The sequence below is a fragment of the Pseudoalteromonas sp. meg-B1 genome, assembly GCF_003173795.1.
Taxonomy (GTDB): domain Bacteria; phylum Pseudomonadota; class Gammaproteobacteria; order Enterobacterales; family Alteromonadaceae; genus Pseudoalteromonas; species Pseudoalteromonas undina.
The window spans coordinates 53,199-77,745 of record NZ_QGQU01000006.1; the positions used below are offsets into that span (position 1 = coordinate 53,199).

17 protein-coding genes are annotated in these 24,547 nt (G+C 41.4%); 12 read left to right on the forward strand and 5 right to left on the reverse strand.

What is annotated here, in order from left to right:
* The first annotated feature begins 9 nt into the window (after nt 1-9).
* The 3 genes from DK924_RS16805 to DK924_RS16815 all read left to right on the forward strand — a co-directional run bounded on the left by DK924_RS16805 (nt 10) and on the right by DK924_RS16815 (nt 6,181).
* Nucleotides 10-3,141 carry an efflux RND transporter permease subunit gene (locus tag DK924_RS16805; RefSeq protein WP_010392236.1) on the forward strand — a complete coding sequence of 1,044 codons (3,132 nt, stop codon included), beginning with the start codon at nt 10-12 and terminating at the stop codon, nt 3,139-3,141.
* Between the two features lie 241 nt (nt 3,142-3,382).
* Nucleotides 3,383-3,958: a hypothetical protein gene (locus tag DK924_RS16810; protein ID WP_054202702.1), complete on the forward strand. Its 576-nt coding sequence runs from the start codon at nt 3,383-3,385 to the stop codon at nt 3,956-3,958.
* Between the two features lie 150 nt (nt 3,959-4,108).
* A complete protein-coding gene (locus DK924_RS16815) occupies nt 4,109-6,181 on the forward strand; it encodes a S9 family peptidase (RefSeq protein WP_109875727.1) in 2,073 nt (690 codons plus the stop codon).
* 63 nt (nt 6,182-6,244) lie between these two features.
* On the opposite strand, the gene DK924_RS16820 is transcribed toward DK924_RS16815, so the two are convergent.
* The gene (locus DK924_RS16820) at nt 6,245-6,718 is read right to left on the reverse strand and encodes a Dps family protein (RefSeq protein WP_008112861.1); all 474 of its coding nucleotides are present in this window, start codon (nt 6,716-6,718) and stop codon (nt 6,245-6,247) included.
* 400 nt (nt 6,719-7,118) lie between these two features.
* On the opposite strand from DK924_RS16820, the gene DK924_RS16825 reads away from it, so the two are divergent.
* On the forward strand, nt 7,119-7,328 hold the full coding sequence (locus tag DK924_RS16825; protein WP_109875728.1) for a hypothetical protein: 210 nt from the start codon (nt 7,119-7,121) through the stop codon (nt 7,326-7,328).
* On the opposite strand, the gene DK924_RS16830 is transcribed toward DK924_RS16825, so the two are convergent.
* Nucleotides 7,325-7,930: an alpha/beta hydrolase gene (locus DK924_RS16830; protein WP_010392243.1), complete on the reverse strand. Its 606-nt coding sequence runs from the start codon at nt 7,928-7,930 to the stop codon at nt 7,325-7,327. The genes DK924_RS16825 and DK924_RS16830 overlap by 4 nt on opposite strands.
* A 184-nt stretch (nt 7,931-8,114) precedes the next feature.
* Nucleotides 8,115-8,651, reverse strand: a complete 537-nt coding sequence (locus DK924_RS16835) for a YaeQ family protein (protein WP_008112865.1) — start codon at nt 8,649-8,651, stop codon at nt 8,115-8,117.
* Nucleotides 8,652-8,742: 91 nt separating this feature from the next.
* On the opposite strand from DK924_RS16835, the gene ylqF reads away from it, so the two are divergent.
* Both ylqF and DK924_RS16850 read left to right on the forward strand, forming a co-directional pair.
* On the forward strand, nt 8,743-9,687 hold the full coding sequence (ylqF, locus tag DK924_RS16840; RefSeq protein WP_109875729.1) for a ribosome biogenesis GTPase YlqF: 945 nt from the start codon (nt 8,743-8,745) through the stop codon (nt 9,685-9,687).
* A 740-nt stretch (nt 9,688-10,427) separates the two neighbouring features.
* Nucleotides 10,428-13,877, forward strand: coding sequence for a PAS domain-containing hybrid sensor histidine kinase/response regulator (locus DK924_RS16850; protein WP_109875731.1), 3,450 nt, complete (start codon nt 10,428-10,430; stop codon nt 13,875-13,877).
* A gap of 14 nt (nt 13,878-13,891) precedes the next feature.
* Here DK924_RS16850 and DK924_RS16855 read toward each other — a convergent pair whose 3' ends face one another.
* Nucleotides 13,892-14,554, reverse strand: coding sequence for a response regulator transcription factor (locus DK924_RS16855; RefSeq protein WP_010392247.1), 663 nt, complete (start codon nt 14,552-14,554; stop codon nt 13,892-13,894).
* A 366-nt stretch (nt 14,555-14,920) separates the two neighbouring features.
* Nucleotides 14,921-17,209, reverse strand: coding sequence for a TonB-dependent receptor (locus DK924_RS16860; RefSeq protein ID WP_109875732.1), 2,289 nt, complete (start codon nt 17,207-17,209; stop codon nt 14,921-14,923).
* 257 nt (nt 17,210-17,466) lie between these two features.
* Between DK924_RS16860 and DK924_RS16865 the strand changes: the two genes are divergently transcribed.
* From DK924_RS16865 to fusA, 6 genes are all read left to right on the forward strand, one after another.
* The gene (locus DK924_RS16865; protein ID WP_010392249.1) at nt 17,467-18,768 is read left to right on the forward strand and encodes a GntP family permease; all 1,302 of its coding nucleotides are present in this window, start codon (nt 17,467-17,469) and stop codon (nt 18,766-18,768) included.
* A 9-nt stretch (nt 18,769-18,777) separates the two neighbouring features.
* Entirely contained in the window at nt 18,778-19,959 is a 1,182-nt protein-coding gene (locus tag DK924_RS16870; protein ID WP_109875733.1) for a homoserine O-acetyltransferase, read from the forward strand.
* Between the two features lie 4 nt (nt 19,960-19,963).
* Entirely contained in the window at nt 19,964-20,725 is a 762-nt protein-coding gene (locus DK924_RS16875) for a 3-hydroxybutyrate dehydrogenase (RefSeq protein ID WP_109875734.1), read from the forward strand.
* Nucleotides 20,726-20,734: 9 nt separating this feature from the next.
* Nucleotides 20,735-21,439 (forward strand): CoA transferase subunit A, encoded by a 705-nt coding sequence (locus DK924_RS16880; RefSeq protein WP_109875735.1) that lies wholly within the window; start codon nt 20,735-20,737, stop codon nt 21,437-21,439.
* A gap of 16 nt (nt 21,440-21,455) precedes the next feature.
* Nucleotides 21,456-22,115, forward strand: a complete 660-nt coding sequence (locus DK924_RS16885) for a CoA transferase subunit B (protein WP_055012315.1) — start codon at nt 21,456-21,458, stop codon at nt 22,113-22,115.
* A 257-nt stretch (nt 22,116-22,372) separates the two neighbouring features.
* A complete protein-coding gene (gene fusA, locus DK924_RS16890; RefSeq protein ID WP_010392256.1) occupies nt 22,373-24,457 on the forward strand; it encodes an elongation factor G in 2,085 nt (694 codons plus the stop codon).
* The last annotated feature ends 90 nt before the right edge of the window (nt 24,458-24,547 follow it).

A 24,547-nucleotide genomic window follows, 5' to 3' on the forward strand; every position in this document is an offset into this window, starting at 1 on the left:
GGGTGAGTTATGAATAACACAGAACAGCCCAATACAACCAAACAAACAGGGTTAATTGCTTATTTTGCTAACAACTCTGTTGCTGCCAATTTGATGATGTTTTTTATTATTGTCATGGGGCTTATAAGCTATTTTACTATTCAGCGACAAATGTTCCCCAATATAGAAGTTAACTATATTACTGTAAATGCAAATTACCCTGGGGCGTCGCCACAGGAAATTGAAGAAAGCATCTTAATAAAAATTGAAGAGTCGTTAAAAGATATAACTGAGATAAAAAAAGGGGTGTATCGCGCTTTTCGTAATGGTGGTTCTGCCAGCCTTGAAATTAATACTGACGCAGAGCTCACCGACGTTCTCGATAAGGTCAAGCTGCGAGTAGATGGTATTGCAACTTTTCCAGCGGGAATGGAGCCGGTTACCATTAGCCAAATAGAGTTTCGCCAAGATGTAATTGGTATGACGCTCGTTGCCGACCTACCGCTAAATGAACTTAAGCCAATCGCAAATCAGGTTGAAGATGAATTATTGCAGTTATCGAATGTATCTTTAGTGGTAAATGATGTGCCACTGGATGAAATTGCCATAGAAATAGAGCCCGACACACTTCGCCAATATAATTTAACCTTATCGGATGTAGCGAACGCGGTACGTCGTTATTCGGCTAATTTTTCGGCGGGACAACTAAAAACTGATGCTGGTGTTATTTCGGTTCGAGTAGAAAATCAGTTTTATTCTGGTGAAGAGTTTAGGCAAATTCCGGTAAAAATTGGCGCGAACGGTGCCAAAGTGTTGCTACAAGATATTGCTACCATCAAAGATCAGTTTGTTGAAGGTGAGCGTTACTTTAAATTTAATGGCGAAAACGCGGTTTATTTGTCGGTAAAAGCCACCGAAGATCAAAATATTATTCCGGTGGCCGATTCAGTTAAAGCGTATATTGATAAAAAAAATAAAGAACTGCCATTGGGTGTTCGTATAGAACCACTAATGGACTTTACTTATTACCTAAATGCACGCTTAGATATGATGAAAGCTAATTTGCTGCAAGGTGCAATTTTAGTTGCCCTTATGCTTTCGTTATTTTTACGCTTTAAGCTTGCACTGTGGGTAATGATTGGTTTACCAGTGTGCTTTTTAGGTGCGATGATGCTGATGCCATTATTTGGTATCACGATTAATATTGTGTCTTTATTTGCCTTTATTATGGTGCTGGGGATTGTGGTGGACGATGCCATTGTCATAGGTGAAAGTGCCTACACCGAAATAGAAAAAAAAGGCGGTGGAGTTGTTAATGTGGTTAATGGCGCCAAACGAGTGGCAACCCCTGCCACCTTTGGTGTACTAACAACCATTGCGGTATTTGCACCATTTACGCTTTCAAGCGGCCCTGAAAGTTCCTTTTTTATAGGTATTTCAGTGGTGGTAATTTTATGCCTAATATTTAGCTTGATTGAATCTAAGCTGATATTACCGGCACACATTGCGCATACTCACTTTTCTCCTATTAACCCTGACGGTTGGCGAGCGCGCTTTAATAAGCGCTTTTTTGGTTTTGTAAATGGGCCGTATAGGCAGTTTATTGTTACTTGTATAAAGTGGCGTTGGACGGTGCTATTTAGTTTTGTTGCGCTATTAATTTTTACCTTTGCGTTAATATCGTCTAATCAGGTGAGAATGATCCCATCACCTAAAGTGCCGCATGACTTCCCGCAAATTAATCTTGAGATGAACGATAACGTATCAGACATCCAAACGATTAATGCTATTCGCCAAATCGAAGCCATGGTACTTGAAATAGATAAGCAAACAGCGCGCGAAGAAGGGCAAAAAATGATTCGCGATGTATTGGTATTTAATCAAGGTCGTACAGAGGCGCAACTACTAGCGCCATTGGTTGATGAAGATTTACGCCCTTATAATGCCTTTGAGCTTTCGCGCCGCTGGCGTGAAGCTATGCCAAATATTGCGGGTGTTAAATCGCTAACTATTCAGGATGATGTTGGCGGTGGAGGCGGCGGTAGTGGAGGTGAGTTCGGCTATTTACTGTATGGCTCTGACATTGATACATTGAATGAAGCCGGGCGTCGCTTTATTGGATTATTGCAGCAACAAGAAGGCTTATTCGACATAAGCTCTACCATTGACCCTGCTAGCAAAGAAGTACAAATGAGCTTAAAACCAGTCGCTTTTGACTTAGGGTTAGATTTGGCCTCAATTGCAAATCAAGTCGGTGCGAGTTTTTATGGTGGCGAGGCGCAACGTGTTATTCGCCGCGGTGAAGAAGTGCGGGTGATGGTACGTTACCCTAAACTTACCCGTGAAGCGTTTTCATCGCTTAAACACGCGGTTATCACCACGCCACAAGGTAGGGAAGTGCTGCTGGGAGATGTGGTTGAGCTAACTGAAACCCCTGGTATTAGTTATATTCGTCGTGAAGGCGGTTATCGTACTGTTTATGTGTATGGCAACATAGACGAAGAAGTAATTGAGCCAGGCGAAGTGGTTAAGCAAGTAAAAGAAAATCTACTACCACAATTGTTGGACGAATATCCGAGCGTTAAGTCAGAACTAGGTGGCGCAATTGAAGAGCAGCAGGCACAAGCCGATGAGCAGTTACTGTTTTTTGCTGGTGGTATGATTTTAGTTTATATATTACTGGCCGTGCCGCTAAAAAGTTACTCACAACCATTAATTGTAATGTCGGTTATTCCATTTAGTCTAACGGGGGCAATATGGGGGCATTTTTGGTTTGGCTTAGATATTAGCTTAATGTCGGGCTTTGGTTTAATTGCCGCAGCAGGGGTTGTTATTAATGACTCATTAGTTATGACTGATTTTATTAATCAGGCGCGTCGTGCTGGTATTAGTATAAAAGATGCGGTTATTGAGGCAGGCTGTGCACGCTTTAGGCCGATACTACTTACCTCAATTACTACCTTTGCCGGCGTATTACCGATTATGTTTGAAACCAGTCTACAAGCTAAGTTTGTAATACCTATGGCGGTAGCACTTGGTTTTGCGGTTATGTTTGCAACACTGATCACCCTTATTTTGGTACCGTGTTTGTATATTATTTTAACCGATATAGGCGCTCTAATTAAACGCCCGTTCGCAAGTAAAAAGGTGAGTGTAAGTTAACATCACACATATCATGCAGTTAAATAAAAAAGCTAACCGTTAAAGCGGTTGGCTTTTTTTATTTTTATGATTCTATACTTAAGTATTGTTTTTAAACTTCAGTTACATTCTTTTGTTTGATTGTTGTGACGTTGCTGATTACAATGGTTGATGTTGGTTAACGCATATTAGCCTACGAGCTAGTTTGCCTGTTGTAAGCCATATGATATGGGCGAGACGTTTGACTCTTTAAGGTGTTGCAGTGTTTATACATTCATCATTAACGTGTGGAGAATGGTTAACTATTGGTTGTCTTGGGCTGGATCAGTATAGCCAGCTATTTGTTGGTGATACGGTTAGTGTGAGCTTTTACGATGAGCATGGCGAATTAACTCAGCTAGCGTTTGATTATGAAATACTTTCCCCTGAACAGGGGGAACCCCATGCTTGGAGTTTACTGGTAGTTGAGCATATTAATATGCATATTCCACTGGTGTGCGCTGGCAGAATGACAGAGCAAGGATTGGTTGTTGCGTATCGACATAACAAAATATTTGCACTTGAAAGCAGTGGTATTTGTAGCGCGGTGGTCCATTTTAATCGCGCTGAAAAAAATAAAAAATTAATTGCTGTAAATAGCCTTGGATACGACGCAATTTATCCTCAAAATGGCGATATGTATAGTGCGGGCACCAAAGTATTACAGCCAAAAACTGGGCATATATACCAGTGTAAGGCATGGCCATTTAGCGAATTTTGCCGTGTAGATGAGCATAACACTATGTTTGAGCCTGGCGTTGGCGAGAGCTGGACTATGGCTTGGCAGCAAATACAGTAAATCAACTTCCCTTAGGTATAACGACAACAATAAAATTCACGTAGTTTTTAGTTATCGAATTTATACCGCTTTAGCCCACTCAACTATGAGTGGGCTTTTTTATTTTTATGATAAACTGGACGCCATTGTTATTTTTTAAGCGGTTTTTTTGTGTCTTCTTCTGATTATTCTTTAAGCTTATTGCCTAATTTTCCTATTGCTAAAAAGCAACCTTATGCGCTTACAACTCACTCAAAAACACGCAGTGATGATTATTATTGGATGCGCGATGATGAACGAAAAAGTGTCGAAATACTCGCGCATTTAGCACAAGAAAACGCTTATTGTGATGAGCAATTAGCCCCTATTAAGCCATTACAAAGTGCATTATTTGAAGAGCTTAAAGGCCGTATTGTAAAAGATGATAATACTGTACCGGTAAAAGACGGCCAGTATTGGTATCACTCAGAGGTTCGCGGAGATGATGAATATGCACGCCATTATCGCAGTAGCAGTATGGCAATGGCTAATAAAGTGTTGCTACTTGATGTGAATGAACTTGCTAACGGCTATGAGTTTTATGAGCTAGGGGAAGTGGCGCTGAGCCCCAGTGAGCAATTAATGGCATACTCTGAGGATACCGACGGCAGACGTATTTACACTGTTCGCTTTAAAGATTTAAACAACGATAAAATGCTCGACGATGTACTTGAAAATACCGAGGGGCAGGTTGTTTGGGCGAACGACAATCAAACCGTATTTTATGTAAAAAAGGATTTAAAAACCTTATTGGGTTATCAAGTTTTTAGACATGAGCTAGGGACCGAGCAACACCAAGATGTGTTGGTATATGAAGAGCAAGACAGTAGCTTTTTTATGGGGTTGGGTAAAAGTCGTGATGAAAGCTTAATTATTATCGATTTAGCAAGCACAGAAACTAACGACATGTGGATACTTGATGCCAATCAACCCCATGGCGAATTTACTGCTTTAATGCCGCGTGAAGAGGGCCATGAATTTGATATTGATAAGCTCGGTGATACTTTTTATATAGTGACTAACTGGCAGGCTAAAAACTTTAGATTAATGACCGCGACAAGCAATACCATTGCTGATAAAAACCAGTGGCAAACACATACCCCTCATCGTGAAACTGTATTATTAGAAGGCGTTGAACTATTTAACGACTTTTTAGTGCTTAGCGAGCGCGAACAAGGCCAAGCACGCTTTGTTGTGGTTAATCAAAACGCCGAGCGAATGAACCTTGAGTTTGATGATCCTTGTTATTACGCTGCTATTGCCATGAACCCAGAGCCAAATGTAGCTCATGCACGCATTTACTATTCGAGCTTAACGACTCCCGGCTCGCTTTATAATGTTGATTTAACCACCGGTGAAAAAACCTTACTTAAACAACAAAAAGTACTTGGTGATTTTAACGCAGGAGACTATCAGTCAGAGCGACTCATGGTCAGCGCTCGTGATGGGATAAAAGTACCGGTGTCGTTGGTTTATCGTAAAGATAGTTTTAAACAAGATGGTTCAAATCCGTTATTTCAATATGGCTATGGCGCGTATGGGATCACCATAGATCCAAGCTTTTCAAGTACATCACTGAGTTTACTCGACCGTGGTTTTGTTTATGCAATTGCGCATGTGCGTGGTAGTGAAATGCTAGGGCGTTCATGGTACGAACATGGTAAAAAACAGCATAAACAAAATAGCTTTAATGACTTTATAGATGTAACCAAAGCGCTCACTGAGCAAGGGTACGGCAACAAAAGTAAAGTGTTTGCCTCTGGTGGCAGTGCTGGGGGGTTATTAATGGGAGCTGTGGTAAATCAAGCGCCTGAACTTTACTGTGGAGTGGGCTGCCATGTGCCATTTTTAGATGTGCTCACCACCATGTTAGATGAAAGCATTCCGCTTACAACAAATGAGTATGATGAATGGGGTAACCCAAACGACCCCCATTTTTACGAGATTATTGAAGCGTATTCACCGTACGACAATATTAGTGCGCAACACTACCCCAATATATTGGTGACAACCGGCTTGCATGACTCACAAGTACAGTATTGGGAACCAATGAAATGGGTGGCTAAAATGCGTGAATATAAAACCGATGATAATATTTTAGTGTTTAAAACCGACATGGATGCAGGGCATGGTGGGGCATCGGGTCGCTTTAAGAGCTTAGAAGAAAAAGCGCTAGAAATGGCCTTTTTTATCGCTTTGTCATAGCCAGTATATGATTATCACAAAAAAGCCTCAGTAATGACTGAGGCTTTCTATTTTTAAAATAACTTAATCTAGGTAGGCTTTTAACATCCACACTAGCTTTTCTTGCTCTTTAATGTAATCACTCATTAATGATGCGGTACCTTCATCATCCGCTTCAGCGGCTTGTGCAAGAATATCGCGCTGCATTTTAATTAAGCTGCTGTATCCGGCAAGTAAGTTCTCTACTGCGGTAACGCCATCACTGATCCCTTTTGCTTCTTTAATTTCACTTACTTCTAAGTAATCTGAAAACGCATGTAGCGGTGCACCATCAAGCGTTAAAATACGTTCTGCGATTTCATCTACTTTTAATAGTAGTAAGTTATAAATTTCTTCAAACTTTAAATGTAATTCAAAAAAGTTTCGGCCTTTAATGTTCCAGTGAAAACCGCGGGCATTCATATATTGAATTTGATAGCTGCTTAAAAGCGTATTCAGTGACTTAATAATATCTTCACTTTTTGTACTGTTTAAACCAATTGCATTTACTTGCGACATACCTTGCTCCTTAAATAACCGTTTTTATGAATTTTTTAAATATTGTTCATTGAAATAAGTATTGCTCATAATCGTCTATGAATAAAATCGTTTATACATATTGATGCCATAGCTAAAAGCTATCACCTTACCTGTGATCTTATAAATAAGTTAGTTAACGCTGTTCAATAGATATGGGTTGTGTTTATAGAAATACTACCATGAGCAGAAAATTTAGTGCTTTGCTGAGTATAAAATATGATCTAAAACAAGCTTTTGAAAGGCTCAGCACAGACTTATTTTATTTATTGATTTAGGTCAAAAAACGCGCACAAGTAAAGCGCATAATCAATATAACCCAACTTGATAGAGAGTACTTTATTAAGTTAAGGGGCTACTTGATTAGATGCGGAGAGAAATAATGGAAGCTAAAACACGTAAAGAGAATAAAGCTGAACTCATCGTTATTGGTATTGCTTTGGTCGCGTTTGTTGTTGGATTAGTTGCGCACTTAGCGGGTGCGAGTTTTGCAAACTCTGATACCTTTGGTTATATCGCTGCACCCATGCCGCTGGTGTTAGGTATTATATTTTTGATCAGCTATAAAGTGGCCGTTGCAGCTGAGGACTAAATGTCCTCGTTCAAGCGCTCAAGAATATAATTAACGACTTGGCGAGAGTAAATCATACTGGTATGGCTTAAATGAAACACCTTGTGTTCGGCCATACCTTTGAGCTTGGTTTCATCTAGTAATACGGTGCCATCAGAGCGGCTGCCTTTTACAATGAGTGGCATTAAACCAATCGGTAAGTCGCCGGCAATGCTGTATAGCTTGGCTTTAAAAGGCCAATCACCATTTTTTGAGAGTAAAAATTCAACACTATTTTTTAATAATAGCTCAAACCCTTTTTGTTGCATTTTCTCAGCAATATGACTGCCAGTATGTGGCGTACCTAAGGTGATCACCTTTTCAACATGGTGACTTGGCGCTGAGTTTGCTTCTAAGTAGGCGCGGGCAACTAAGCCTCCCATAGAGTGGCAGACTAAAGCAGAAGGCTCATTGCTAATAAACTCATCTATTTGTGTAAAAATAGCATCTCGATTAGGGTCTCGAGTATTGTAGGTTAAGTTTAAAACTTTAACCCCCGACTCTTCTAGACGCGAACATAACGGGCGCATAACCAAGCCAGACATATACAAGCCATGTAAAACAATAACGCGTTTAACTTTCATACGCCCCCAAATACCAATTTTATTAAAAACATGATCATTCTAGCGTATTAAATAATCCGCTACCTGCGTTAAAAATTATTTATATAGAGCAACTATATGTCATCATTTTCGCCTTGTTATCGACTTATTTCTTTGTCGCTATAATGGATAACTAATTTAATGCAATTGGTATAACCTATTCTAATTACATTAATTGCTGAGGTTTTATCTCAATGTTAGTGGTGTCGGTATTAACCCAAACTTCACCATCTTGAATGGTAATAGCCAATTTAATATTACGATCAACCAACGCAGCTAATAACTGAGTAGCAGCATAATCAAGGCTAAAAATGCTTAAGTTTTTAAACTCGTACAATTTAGGCTGATGCTTTTGCCACCAAATAGCTTGGTTATTCTCGCCATAGGTATATAAAACTACTTTTTTAGCTTTATTACAGGCTTTTTTAAGGCGCTTTTCATCTGGTAACCCCAGCTCAATCCACAGCTCTATTTCTTCGCTGTAATTGACATGCCAAAGCTCCGGCTCATCATCAGCACATAAACCTTTAGTAAACTCTAATCCATCACAGCTATTAAGTGCAAACGCTAGTAAGCGGATCATCAAGCGCTGCTCAGTTTCTGAAGGGTGTTGTGCCAAGGTTAAATTAAAGTCTTGGTATACGTGACGGTCCATATCGCTAAGCGATAGTTGCGCTTTAATAATGGTAGATTTGAGAGCCATAATATCTAATCTGAAAAAATTTGCGCCAGTATAGCGCAATTAAATGAATTGCCAGTTAAAATAGCTACAAATTATATGTTAGGAGTTAAAAATGGCTATCCAGTGGTTCCCTGGGCACATGAATAAAGCCCGAAATGAAATTAAAGAAATAATGCCACAAATGGATGTGATCATTGAAGTGCTAGATGCGCGCATTCCTTACAGTAGCGAAAACCCGATGGTGGCTACCCTGCGTGAAGGTAAACCGGTCATCAAAATTTTGAATAAAGCCGATTTAGCTGACCCTAAAATGACTCAAGCGTGGAAGGATTACTTTGAGCAAGAAAATGGCGTAAAAGCTATTGCATTTGGTAACGATAAAGCGGCTGAAGTGCATCGAATTAATGAGCTATGTAAAAAGTTAGTGCCACATAAAGTCGGTGCAGATAAGCAAATTAAAGCCATGATTATGGGTATTCCAAACGTAGGTAAATCTACGCTTATTAATGTGCTTGCTGGGCGTATAGTGGCTAAAACAGGTAACGAGCCTGCAGTAACTAAGGCGCAGCAACGCATTAAGCTTGATGATGGCATTATGCTTTACGATACGCCAGGGATGCTGTGGCCAAAAGTAGAAAACGAAAACTCAGGTTATCGTTTAGGCGCAACCGGTGCGATACGTGATACCGCTATTGAGTACGAAGAAGTAGCAAGTTACACCGCTGAGTATTTATTGCATGCTTATCCTGAGCTTTTAAAAGCACGTTATAAGTTAGATGAGCTACCAGAAAGTGATTGGGAGTTTGTTGAAATGGCGGGTAAAAAACGCGGCTGTATTCGCGGTGGTAACCAAATCGATACGTATAAAATGTCAGAAATTCTAATTAATGAATTACGAGATGGTATTATTGGCCGTATCACCATGGAAACACCTGCCATGCGTGAAGAGGAAGAAATAATGGTGGCTGGATTGCGCGCTGCTGCAGAGGCTAAAAAGCAAGCCAAAGAAGAAGAGAAAAAACAACGCCGAGCACGTGCACGAAAAAACCGCCGTTAATTTTTAAAGCGTAGGTTAAAGCCTTACGCATTAAATTACAGACATAAAAAAAGCCCGTAAGGGCTTTTTTAGTTTCATATCTACCGTCACCGATATGAGCAATGTAGCAAGTAAATGAGTAGGGCGGAAGCAGGTCATAAACAGCAAGGGGCGTTGTGGTTTATAACAGGTTTCCATAGCTGTTAGCGTGCGCCACACGTCTGTTTTAGGGTCGAGAAACAAATGAATTTTTCAGTCACAAAAAGCAATGTACCGCCTTCTTGTTGATAGTGATTATCAGTTAGATTTGAGTGGTTGTCAACATCTTAATGCAAATAATTCTCATTAACTTTGAGCTGATTGTATATTAAATTACAGGCATAAAAAAAGCCCGTAAGGGCTTTTTAGTTTCATATCAACCGTCACCGATATGAGCAATGTAGCAAGTAAGTAATAGACGATTATCTGCAATCAATATCAAGGGGCGTTGTGATTAATAACAGATAATCTTAGCTTTAACGTGAGCCACACGTTGTTTCAGGGTCGAGAAACAAATGAACTTTACCGTCACAAAAAGCAATGTACTTCCTTCTTGTTGAGATTGATTATCAGTTAGATCTAAGTAACTGTCAACACCTAAATGCAAATAATTCTTATTTTAACTTTTTGTTCATTTATAGCACTAAAGTAAGGGCTGATTTTTGCTGCAATTCTCCTTATGCTAAGTTAAGTATTATAAAAATAATAACAAGAACAAAAATATGTTTTCTATTTGGTTTATTAGCCTTATTGCCGTGGTGTACCTAGGAGTATTATTTGCAGTGGCGGGGTGGGCAGATAGGCGTAAGGTGCTGCCATTCAAAGGTATGATTTATGGTCTGTCACTGGGTGTATATTGTACCTCATGGGCTTTTTATGGCACAACTGCGCAAGCCGCAAGTAATGGTTGGTGGTTAGCACCAACTTATGCGGGCACTATTATATTATTTATTTTTGGCTGGCAATTGTATTGCCGTATTGCACATATTTGTCGACAACAAAAACTCACGTCATTGGCTGATTTTATTGCTACGAGATATGGGCAGTCGTCAAGTCTGTCAGGGCTGATCTCACTTATTTCAGTAATAGCGATTGTGCCGTATATTTCTCTTCAGCTAAGTGCAACTGCGCAGAGCATCAACTTAGTCACCGACCGAGCCCCTACTCAAAGTAACCAAGTGTGGGCTGATAGTACGTTTTATATCACTTTATTACTGGCTTTATTTGCGATTTTATTTGGTGCCCGAAGGCTTAAACCTAGCGAGCATAACCCTGGACTAATCGCCAGTATTGCCTTTGAATCAATAGTAAAGTTACTGGCTTTTATTGGGGTGGGTTTATATGTCTGTTTTGTTTTATTTGATAGCCCAGTTGCACTCTACGAGCAAGCACTAGCGCTAAATATACCTAATCAAGTTGCGGCAACTCAAAGCCCTGTTTATGTATATGTTGCGCATACTTTTTTAGGGATACTGGCAACGTTATGTTTACCACGCCAGTTTCATATGAGCTTTATTGAAAATAACAATAATAATGAACTGGCTACCGCTCGGTGGTTATTTCCGCTTTATTTATTGGCCATTAATTTATTTATATTACCCATTGCTTATGCGGGGCTGGTTTACTTTAACGGCAATAGTGTAGGTCAAGATACCTTTGTATTAGCGTTGCCAATGGCGGCAGACAATAGCGGGGTAACCTTACTTGCCTTTTTAGGTGGCTTTTCGGCGGCTACCAGTATGGTAATCGTCTCGTCAATTGTTTTGTCGGTGATGATCACTAACGATTTTATCAATCAGTTTATCTTACGTCGTTCACAGTTAACTTCAAGTAGCCGAGGGCTAGATAAAAATCACTTGCTGCATGCGCGTAAAATAGTGATTGTGCTGATATTGTTACTTAGCTATTTCACTCATAGAGTGCTTGCAGAAACTACCACGCTAGCCAGTGTTGGGTTAATGTCGTTTACCTTGGTGGCACAATTTGCTCCTGCGATGATCATTGGTTTGTGGTGGCGACACGCATCGTGTCGTGGTGCACAGTTTGGGATTTTAAGCGGCTTTGTTATTTGGGGGTACACTCTATTACTACCGAACTTGGCTAGTGGCTTAGGCAGCCAAAGCAGTTGGTTAGTTGAAGGACCGTGGAATATTAAGTGGTTGGCTCCAACTGATTTATTTTCATTGGGTTTAGAAAGTATAAGCCAATCATTACTATTGTCGTTAGGGGTTAATACACTAGTGTATTTGCTTGTACCACTATTTAGCCGTGCAACGCTTGCTGAGCGTCTGCAAAGCAATAAGTTTATTTCACAATTAAACGACTCGCGATTAAACACTGCATTACAGCCACTCAATTATGAAGACCTAGGTGCATTATTACAGCGTTTTGCTGAAAAAGACGCGAGCCACTCTTTAGTGCAGCAGTATTTCCCACATGAAAAAAGCCAATGGAAGCGGATTGCTAATGTTGAGCTTGAGTTATTAGTTGAGCGTGAAATGTCAGCGGTTATTGGTGGCGCATCAGCACGGCTAATTTTAGATGTAGCGAAAAATGAGCAGCGTCAGCCTTTAGAACAAGTCGCCGAGTTTGTAGATGAAGCTAGCCAAGTACTTAAATTTAATCGTGATTTGCTGCAATCTACCATTGAAAATATTCAGCAAGGCATTAGCGTAGTTGATAGGGAACTTCGTTTGGTAGCCTGGAATCAAGGTTATAAGCAGATGTTTAATTATCCTGAAAGTGCTTTGTATATAGGCCGACCTGTTGCCGATATTATTCGCTTTAACGCTGAGCGAGGCTTATTTCGTGGTGAGGATATTAATACTGAAGTTGATAAGCGTTTAGCGTATTTAAAGCAAGGTAGTGCTTATAAATATCAGCGTGCTCACAACGATGGGCGAGTATTTGAAATGCAAGGTAAGCCTTTACCTGGCGGTGGATTTGTAACGACCTATACCGACATAAGTGAATTTGTAAAACAACAAAAAGCGCTAACACAAGCTAATTTAAGTCTTGAAGAACAAGTGGCTACGCGAACTGCGGCATTAACACAGGCTAACCAAGCGCTTTCTAAAGCTAAGCAAGTAGCAGAGCAAGCAACAGTAAGTAAAACGCGTTTTTTTGCCGCAGCGAGTCACGATTTATTGCAGCCATTTAATGCAGCAAGTTTGTTTTGCTCGCTGATGAACGAAAAAGCTCAAGATACTGAGCTTAAAGAGCTAGCCATGAATATTAAAAATTCATTAGGCAGTGCGGAAGAGTTACTTTCAAGTATTTTGGAATTAACTAAGCTCGATTCGGGCTCGTTTAAAGTACAGCTAACGGAATTTAATGTGAGTAGTTTAATAGAGCCATTGCGTAATGATTATTTAGCTCTTGCTCAAGAAAAAGGCCTCAGCTTTGTTGTTGAGTCGTGTGAAGCGCGAATTTACACAGATAAAGCATTACTTAAGCGTGTACTAAGAAACTTACTAAGTAATGCGATTCGCTACACTGAGCACGGTGAAGTACGCTTAAGAGTCTTACTTGATGAACGCCATGTGTCGTTTGTGATTGAAGACACAGGCATAGGTATTGCCACTAGTGATCAGCAGAGTATTTATCAGGAATTTAAACAATTGGGTGAAAAACCCAATGCTGAAGGACTTGGTTTAGGGTTGTCGATCACCAAACGAATTTGTGACTTACTCGGGATCCCGTTAGTAATGGGGTCGCAACTTAATCAAGGCACCCAATTTACTTTAACCATGCCATGCAAACCTAGTTTAAAAACACCAGCCACTGCGCATGTACCTGCCAATTCAGAAACTGAATTGGGTCGTTTATGTATTTGGCTTGTGGATAACGATCGTAATGTACTTGAAGCGCTGAAACAGTTGCTAGAAAACTGGGGCTGTGAAATTGCCACGGCCACTAACTTAATTGAACTTGAGCAACTCAAAGCAGAAAATACACTACCACAGCTACTTATTGTTGATTATCAGTTGGATGACGGTGTAACGGGTCTTGAGGTGATTGAACAAGCAGGATTAATGACGCTGCCTGCCATTGTTAATACTGCAAACCACGATGAGCAAATACGCGAGCGCGTACTCGATGCAGGTTATCCTTTATTGTACAAACCACTTAAAGCACCGGCATTAAAAAGAATGATAAAACGACTGACTTAGAGACGTACACTATATTAGCTCGCCTCTAACTTACCAACTTGAGATAGCTGATTAAACAAAATGCCTGCTTGGGTACGGTTATACACATTCAGCTTTCGCAAAATGGCCGATACATGTTGTTTTATGGTGGTTTCTTGAATCGACATTTCAAAGGCAATTTGTTTGTTCAAAAGCCCGTCGGCTATCATCGCGAGTACACGGTATTGCTGTGGAGTGAGTTTTTCTAGGTTGCGGGCAAAATTGCTCTGTTCGTCATTAACAACCACATCAGTTAAGTCAATATCTGTTGGCAACCAAGAGTCTCCATTGAGTACATGTTCAATGGCTTCACTGATCACATCAAGGGATGATGACTTTGGAATATAGCCTGCAGCACCTAAGCTCATGGCTTGTTTTATGATAGTGGGGGTTTCGTTAGCCGATACCATAATAATTAATATATCAGGGTATTGATTTCTTAGTTGTGAGAGCGCTTGTAAACCATTGGCGCCAGGAATTGTTAAATCTAAAAATATCAGCTCTATCTCGGGGTGTGATTTTAATAAGCTAAATAACCCGTCGATATCGCTGGTTTCTTTTATATATTGTTCTGGTACGGAAGTCGCTGCTGCTTGACGTAGCGCACTTCTGAATAAAGGATGGTCATCAGCAATTATGGTATTCACAGCACAAGCCATTTCAAATAGTCTCCAATGCATTAAGTTATATGTGATTTTGCGATGTGAAACAAGGTTTGTCTGTGGGGATATACAGACAAACCCTAGGGTCTGTTCACCTTTCAAGATTGAATTTGCAGCAGTCTGTTTGATATTTAGGCAAGGTAGAGCCTATGTCATGTGGTTATTCCACATAAATAGGCGATAACGCAGCATCAATGCCAAACAGGCGCTGCCCTTCGGGTTCTTCCGAGGGGCGATTTACTCTTTGTTGCTCGGTTTTTACTTAGCCCACTAGGTTGCAAACCTCGCGCCGCGATTAAAACAGCCCCTAGTTTGAACAAATTTCAATCAGCAAAGGTCAACAGGCCCTAGTGATATTAAATTTTAAAAACGATAGCCCACAGTGAGTGATATTGTGCGAGGGTCGCCGTAGTAACCAATCAAGGTATTGTCTCCACCAAGACCCGGCGTGTATTTGCTGGTATCAGTTGGATCTGACGGATCAGGAGCCACGAACTGATAACCACCAATCATGTATTCTTCATCGGTTAGGTTTTTACCATAAATACCCGCAGTCCAATGGCCATCTGTGCTGTACCAAGTAACACCAATATTTAATAATCCGTAGGCGTCTTGTGTTAAGAGGCTATCTTCTTCGAACAGTGCGTAATCACCACGGTGATAGTAATTACCATTTATAACGAAGTCGCCCATTTCTGTGTATAAACGATAGGTAGCACCTAAGTTGAAAGTTAGATCTGGGGTGTTTGAAACACTAAAACGGTCTGATTTATCAAATGTTTCACCGGTATCAGGGTTGGTATCAATTACATTTTCAAAACTACTGTCGATGTAACCGATTGACGCGTCGAAAGTTAGTGCATCGCTTGCAACATAGCTAAGTTCTAATTCAACGCCATCAGACTTAGACTCGCCAATATTACCTAAGCGCTGGTTTAAATCTGCGGCGCTGTCACCAGGTAATACCGAAATATACTGACGATCCTTGTGATCAAGTGTGAATACGGTTAAGTTTGCGCGTAAATTATCATTCCATTCGCTTTTCATGCCTAACTCAATTGAGTCAACTACTTCGGGTCTTGCTGCTGGTTCTGCTGTTGTAGCTCGTGGATTAAATGTCCCTGACTTAAACCCTTGCGAGTAACTAGCAAAAAACATAATGTCGTTATTGTATTGGTATTCCACACCTGCACGAGGTGTAAAGCGTGACCAATCTTCGCTGTCATCGAGTACGGTAGGCACTAATTGGCCTTCAGGGCGTACATAACCCGGGATCCAACCTGATTCAGGATAAACAACGTCAAAAATAAGACCATTATTTACAATCGCTTCTTTGCTGTCTTTGGTATAGCGTGCGCCTAGGGTCATTGACCATTTTTCATCAAAGTCATAGCTTCCTTGTATATAAGCTGCTTTGCTGGTGGAGTTGCTACAACCGCTTACTTCACGGGTAAGTCCAGGGGCACCTAAACTTTGACCAAGCACACCTAGTACAGCCTCAAACTGGCCACACGATTCACCATCATAGTAATATAAGCCCGATACTAATTTGTAGTCATCGCCACTGTGATTTAGCTGCAACTCATGCGTGGTTTGTTCATCGTCATAAATGGCTGGAACATCAAAAATAGGTAAAGAGGTATTATCAAAGTCGATATTGGTTGGTGAATAGCTTTCTCTTGTTGCTGCAACGTATTTAATGCTGGTGTTTGCGCTCATATCCCAGCGAGCAGTTAAGCTCATACCTTCAAGTTCTACTTTGTTCCATGTTGGTAAACTAGTATAAGAGTCATACACGCTATCTGGTACAGGCGCATTAGTTAATATGCTTGGAAGTAAGCGATATCCGCCTTTCGCGTTAGAGTCATCATCGGTTTTATCCCACGCTAAACGAAAGAATAAGTCATCGGTTGGGGTGTACTCTAGCGTAACCCGTGCAGCGGTAACATCTTTGTTGTAGTTTTCGCGATCTTGGTTATCAAGCGCAGACGTTAAAAATTTACCATAGCCATCACGGTTCAATGTGGCAAAACCAAAACCAACATAGAGTTTTTCGTCAATAAGTGGGAGCTGTCCAGTAACTTTTAAATCTTTTTGGCTGTAGCTGCCTACGGTGCCTTGAATATTTAGCGTTGCATCTCCGCTCATTTCTTTGGTGACATACTTTACTGCACCACCAATAGTGTTTTTGCCATATAGCGTACCTTGCGGGCCACGTAATACTTCAATTTGCTGCACATCAAGTAAGTCGAGCACGGCACCTTGCGGGCGGGCGATGTATACATCATCAATGTAAATACCTACACCAGGTTCATAACCCCAGAGAGGGTCTTGCTGACCTACACCGCGAATAAACGCAGTGATAGTAGAGTTAGTGCCTCGGCTTGATTGTAGTGTGGTGTTGGGCGAAAACTGCTGTACCTCGGTCATCACACTAATGCCATTTTCTGCTAATTCTTGTGCGCCAATTGAGGTTACGGCAACCGGAACTTCTTGTAAGTTTTCAACGGTTTTGCGAGCGGTTACTTCTATTCGCTCTAACTCTGCTTTTTTTACTGTAGAGGCTTGTTCAGCTGCCACACTTGTTGTGCTTAATAAGGCCAGTGAAACAGCGAGTGTAACGGGTGTGATATTTTGTTTGAGCTTTATCATTGGTGTGTTCCTGTTGTTATTAGTTGATTATTTGTTTGCTCATGTCACCTGCACTTAATGTAGAAGATAGTGTTAAAAAATGAATTAGTACCATAGTGCTATATGTTTTTAACACCTTGACTTATCTTGCTTTTAAGCCAAATTTAAAGCATGTAGTACCTTAGTGTTATGTCTTTATTTTCGCTGAGCGATAAAACTAACAGCAGTTACTGCGATGTCACCTCATCTGGGTAATAACAATAATTATAGGAATGTCTATGCTGAGTATGATAGGGCTGTTAGGCGGTTTAATACTGCTAATAATTTTAACGTTGCGTGGGGTCAATTTATTTATTGCCGCGCCAATATGTGCATTGTTGGTTGCACTAACTAGTGGGATGGCTATATTCCCGGTGACTGCCGATAGTAATTTTATTAACGCGTATATGGATGGCTTTGCTGGATTTTTAAGCGCATGGTTTTTTATGTTTTTGCTGGGCTCGTTGTTCGGTAAATTTATGGAAGATACAGGCGCAGCAGACAGTGTAGCCAGTTACATTGTTGGCAAATTAGGTATGAAGCATGCGGTGCTCGCGGTGGTGATTGCTTGTGCCGTACTGACTTATGGCGGAGTTAGCGTATTCATAGTGGCGTTTTCGGTTTACCCGATGGCGCTCAGTTTATTTAAAGACGCTGATTTGCCACGGCGCTTTATACCTGCAACGTTAGCGTTTGGTTCAGTGACGTTTACTATGACCTCTGCGGGCTCGCCTGAAATTCAAAATTGGATACCCGTAAAGCATTTAGGTACCTCACCTTATGCCGCGTGGGAAGTAAGCTTAGTGGTGGCTATTTTTATGGCGACAGTAGGTTACTTTTGGCTAAATAAAATGATTAAAAAGGCGGTTGCCAAAGGTGAGCGCTTTGCTGCTAGAGACGACGATCCAGTTATTTTAGAGCGTAAGCGGCCGCACCCAATCACCGGGGTTATTCCTTTGCTGGTGGTGCTACTTCTATCATTTATATTACATGATGTTTTACAGCAAACTGCGCTGATTGTGGCGCTGCTTGGTGGTGTTTTGAGTATTGTGGTCATTAATTATAAGTATTTCCATAACATGGCCAATGCAATCAATATGGGTACCACTGGTGCCTTAGTGGCGATAGGTAACACTGCAGCTGTAGTTGGGTTTGGCGCTGTGGCTAAAGTATCACCGGCTTTTATTGCTGCTGTTGATGCTATGACTCATATGCCTGGTAATGAGCTGGTGGGGGCTGCTGTTGCAGTGAGCGTTATAGCTGGGTTAACGGGGTCAGCATCCGGCGGGCAAGCGATTGCACTACCGCTTGTGGCTCCTGGATATTTGGATATGGGAGTTAATCCAGAGCAATTACACAGAGTGGTTGCTATTAGTTCTGGTGCATTAGATAGCCTGCCACATAATGGCTACGTGGTCACAACCATCAGGGCCATTTGTAAAGAAACACATCAACGCGCTTATTGGCCATTAGCTGCATTGACCGTGGTTATCCCATTGGTTGGGGTGGCTCTTGCACTAAGCTTATTCATCACTTTTTAAGGAATTGCAATGAGAATAATATTATTAATAGGGTTGCTGTTTTTATTTAGTAGTACCGTGTTTGGCGCTGATAAAGCAGAGCCATTACTAGTAGAAAAGCAACATTTTAGCACTGAAAACTTCACAACGGTTTCAGGTACAACGTTGCCACAGGTTGATATTGGCTGGGAAAGTTATGGTGAGCTTAACGAAGCCAAAGATAATGTGATTTTGATCACTCATTATTTTTCTGGAACCTCTCATGCTGCAGGTAAATATTCAGCCGACGACGCCGCAGCAGGGTACTGGGATGCGTTAATTGGCTCAGGAAAAGCCATAGATACTAACAAGTATTTTGTGATCAGCTCTGACACCTTAGTCAATGCCAACTGGCATGATGAAAATGTAATCACCACAGGCCCAGCGTCAACTAATCCCAAAACAGGTAAACCATATGGTTTAGATTTTCCTGTGGTTACGATTACTGACTTTGTGAATGTGCAAAAGCGTTTACTCGAAAGTCTAGGTATCACTAAGTTACATGCCGTGATGGGCGCATCAATGGGGTCGTTTCAAGCTCTTGAGTGGGCAACGCGTTACCCAGATAAAGTAGAGCGGTTAATTCATGTGATTGGCGCTGCAAAAATGGATGCATGGACAGTCGCAGCCCTTGAAAAGTGGGCATTGCCAATTCGGTTAGATAAAAACTGGCAGCAAGGTAATTACTACGGCAAGGAACGCCCATTAGATGGACTTGCCGCCACCATGCTTAATATTACCCAAGATGCCATGCACCCGATTATTTATAACGCTAGCTTCCCTGACTTTAACGTACTTGATGAAGGCGCGTTAAAAGACATTCGTACCTTGCCAAAATTGAGCCAAACACTGGCGCAAAGAGCCATGGCAAGAGCAAAAGCCCAAGATGCAAATCACGTATTGTATTTGGTACGGGCATCACAACTGTTTACTGCCGGTATGGAGCAAGACTTAAGTACAGCACTTAAAAAGGTCAGCGCTAAAACATTGTTATTACCTGCCACCAATGACCTACTTCTACGCCCTGAAAATATGCGAACCGTGTATGAGTCAATGAAGTCGCTGGGGAAAGACGTTCAGCTTTCTGAAATTGAAGGCGGTTGGGGACATTTGGATGGCATTTTTTCAATTTTGCCTAAAGCGCAGCTTATCAGTGAGTTTTTAGAGGAATAGCAGTATGAGTCAAAACGTTTTAATCACCGGTGCAGCTAGTGGAATAGGGTTTTATATTGCTGAGCAGTTAGCTCTTGCTGGGCATACCATTATTGTTACCGATCTTAATGAGCAACAGGCTCAACAAGCAGCGCAAAAAATAGTTTATCAGGGTGGTAACGCTCATGGTTACGCACTTAACGTTGCTGATAGCCAAGCGATTGAGGACTTTTTTAGCACCTTTACGCAACCTATCGATGTATTAATTAATAATGCAGGAATACAGCATGTAGCTAAATTAGAAGACTTTCCTGCAGATAAGTGGCTGCTTTTACAGCAAGTGATGTTGGTTGGCCCCGCAATGATGAGTAAAGCAGTTTTGCCACGTATGCGGGCTCAAAACTTTGGTCGAATCATAAATATTGGTTCTATTCATGCGATGGTTGCCTCTAAATATAAGTCGGCTTATATCGCTGCAAAGCATGGCTTAATCGGCTTCACGAAAACTATGGCACTCGAAACAGGGGATGCCAATATTACTATTAACACTGTTTGCCCTGCCTATGTGAAAACGCCTTTGGTAGAACAGCAAATTTCCGCACAAGCAAAAGAACATGGTATTTCTGAGCAACAAGTGATCGACACGATTATGCTAGCACCCATGCCGAAAAAAGCATTTATCGGCTTAGACGAGATCCTACATACCGTTAGTTTTTTAATGGCCGATGCAGCTCGTAACATTACCGCCCAAGCGATCGCCATTGATGGCGGTTGGACTGCACAATAGGAGGAGCCAATGGCAGGTTTTGATAAAGTAGTTACAAGTTACAGCGAAGCGATGGCGGGTCTTGAAGATGGTATGACAGTTATCGCTGGTGGTTTTGGTTTATGTGGTATTCCTGAGGGATTAATTGCACAGATTAAGCGCCAAGGCACCCGAGACTTGACCTTAGTGTCGAATAACTGTGGTGTTGATGGTTTTGGTTTAGGTGTGCTACTCGAAGACAAGCAAATTAGTAAAATGATTGCCTCGTATGTGGGCGAAAATGCATTATTTGAGCAGCAGTTATTGAGTGGTGAGTTGGATGTTGAACTAACGCCACAAGGGACGCTAGCCGAAAAAATGCGTGCCGGTGGTGCGGGCATTCCTGCCTTTTATACCGCAACCGGTGTGGGCACTCCGGTCGCCGAAGGCAAAGAAACACGCAATATTAACGGCCGTGATTACTTACTTGAGCCGAGTATTACCGGTGATTTTGCTATTGTAAAAGCCTGGAAAGCGGATCGCTATGGAAATTGTATTTATCGTCATACGGCGATGAACTTTAATCCTATGGCAGCCACTGCTGGTAAAATTACCGTGCTCGAAGTTGAAGAAATTGTAGAGCCTGGCGAGCTTGAGCCAAGCCAAATTCATACACCCGGTATTTATATTGACCGTGTTATTAAAGGTGAATTTGAAAAGCGGATTGAAAAAATTACAACGCAACCGGCCGAGTAATAAGGAGTACATAGTTATGGCATTAACACGAGAGCAAATAGCAAAACGCGTGGCGATGGAACTCGAAGATGGCTACTACGTCAATTTAGGTATTGGTATACCAACACTTGTCGCGAATTATGTGCCTGAAGGCATTGAGGTGATGTTGCAATCGGAAAATGGCCTCTTAGGAATGGGGCCATATCCACACGCTGACTCAGTGGATGCGGATATGATCAACGCGGGGAAGGAAACAGTAACCGCAGCAACTGGTGCCGCTATTTTTAATTCTGCAGAAAGCTTTGCCATGATCCGCGGTGGGCATGTTGATTTAACTGTTTTGGGGGCTTTTGAAGTTGACCAAAATGGCAACATTGCTAGTTGGATGATTCCTAACAAGCTGGTTAAAGGTATGGGCGGAGCGATGGATTTAGTGGCTGGGGCAAAAAATATTATTTGCACCATGACCCATGCAAACAAACATGGTGAGTCAAAACTATTAAGTGAATGTAGCCTGCCACTAACCGGTGTTGCCTGTATTAATAAAGTAATTACGGATCTCGCTTTATTAGAAATTAAAGACGGCGCCTTTCACTTGTTAGAATGCGCTCCAGGAGTAAGTGTTGATGAAATTAAAGCCAAAACGGCGGGTAATTTAGTTATTAACGACAAAGTCAAAACCATGACTTTTGAGTAATTTTACTAATGATGGGCATGGAGCAAAATAATTTTATATGCTTCATGCCATCACTGCATTGCACTTATTAAGCACTTAAGTCATTTAAATTCAGTTTATAACGGGCCCCTATCAAGCCCATCTCATACCCCAAAATATCTTTAAAGCAAGTTTTTTATAAATTGATTGCATTTTAAGCGACTTCTATGGTGATGTTCGCTTTAAGTAATGCTATACTCCCGCCGAATAATTTATCGACTTTATTAAGAGTAAAATTAATGGCAGATTTATCGAAGTACAGAAACATTGGTATTTTCGCGCACGTTGATGCGGGTAAAACCACAACTACTGAGCGTATCCTAAAGCTTACAGGTACTATCCACAAAACAGGTGAGGTTCATGATGGTGAATCGACTACCGATTTCATGGATCAAGAAGCTGAGCGCGGTATTACTATCCAGTCTGCGGCAGTAAGCTGTTTCTGGAAAGATCACCGTTTTAACGTTATCGATACTCCTGGACACGTTGACTTCACAGTTGAAGTTTACCGTTCACTTAAAGTATTAGATGGCGGTGTGGGTGTATTCTGTGGTTCTGGTGGTGTTGAGCCACAATCAGAAACTAACTGGCGCTATGCGAACGAATCAGGTGTTGCACGTATCATCTTCGTAAACAAATTAGACCGTATGGGTGCTGATTTTTACCGTGTAACAGCGCAAGTACAAAAAGTACTTGGTGCTACTCCACTTATCATGACTTTACCAATTGGTATTGAAGATGAATTCGTAGGTGTTGTTGACGTTTTAAACAAGCAAGCATACGTTTGGGATGACACTGGTCTTCCTGAAAACTACGAAATCACTGACGTTCCTGCAGACATGGTAGACAAAGTTGACGAATACCATGAAATGCTTATCGAGACTGCTGTAGAGCAAGACGATGACCTAATGGAAGCATACATGGAAGGTGAAGTACCTTCAGTTGAAGATATCAAGCGTTGTATCCGTAAAGGTACTCGTGACCTTGCATTCTTCCCTACGTTCTGTGGTTCTGCATTCAAAAACAAAGGTATGCAACTTGTTCTTGACGCAGTAGTAGATTACTTACCTGCACCTACAGAAGTTGATCCTCAACCTCTTATGGATGAAGAAGGTAACGAAAACGGCGAGCATGCAATTGTATCTGCAGACGAACCTTTCAAAGCGCTTGCATTCAAAATCATGGATGACCGTTTTGGTGCGTTAACATTCGTACGTATCTACTCTGGTGTGCTTAACAAGGGTGACACTATCCTTAATGCATTTACAGGTAAAACTGAGCGTGTTGGCCGTATGGTTGAGATGCAAGCAGATGAGCGTAAAGAACTTACTACAGCACAAGCGGGCGATATCATCGCTATCGTTGGTATGAAAAACGTGCAAACTGGTCACACTCTATGTGATCCTAAGCACCCAGTAACACTTGAGCCAATGGTATTCCCAACTCCAGTAATCTCGATTGCTGTACAGCCTAAAGATAAAGGCGGTAATGAGAAAATGGGTGTTGCTATCGGTAAAATGGTTGCAGAAGATCCATCTTTCCAAGTTGAGACTGATGAAGATTCAGGCGAAACTATCCTTAAAGGTATGGGTGAGCTTCACTTAGATATCAAAGTAGATATCCTTAAGCGTACTTACGGTGTAGACCTTATCGTTGGTCAACCACAGGTTGCTTACCGTGAAACTATCACTCGTGAAATCGAAGATAGCTACACGCATAAGAAACAATCTGGTGGTTCTGGTCAATTTGGTAAAATCGATTACCGCATCAAGCCAGGCGAAGTGGGTTCAGGTTTCGCGTTCACTTCATCAGTTGTTGGTGGTAACGTACCTAAAGAATTCTGGCCTGCAGTTGAGAAAGGCTTCAAATCAATGATGGGTGAAGGTGTTCTAGCTGGCTTCCCAGTACTTGACGTTGAAGTTGAGCTTTTCGACGGTGGCTTCCACGCCGTGGATTCATCTGCAATTGCTTTCGAAATCGCTGCTAAAGGCGCTTTCCGTCAGTCTATCCCTAAAGCGGGTGCACAACTTCTTGAGCCAATCATGAAAGTTGACGTGTTCACACCAGAAGATCACGTAGGTGATGTAATTGGTGACCTTAACCGTCGTCGTGGTATGCTAAGCAATCAAGAAGCTGGTTTAACTGGCGTTCGTATTAAAGCTGACGTACCGTTATCAGAAATGTTCGGTTACATCGGTTCACTACGTACAATGACATCTGGTCGTGGTCAGTTCTCTATGGAGTTCTCACACTACGCTGCATGTCCACAAAACGTAGCTGATACTGTAATCGCTGCAGAAAAAGAGAAAAATGCTGCTAAGTAATTAGCACTTTCACTCTTTAAAAAAACCCGCACTTGCTGCGGGTTTTTTATTGTTTAACTTTTATAAAGCATGATTGATTTAAAGATAATG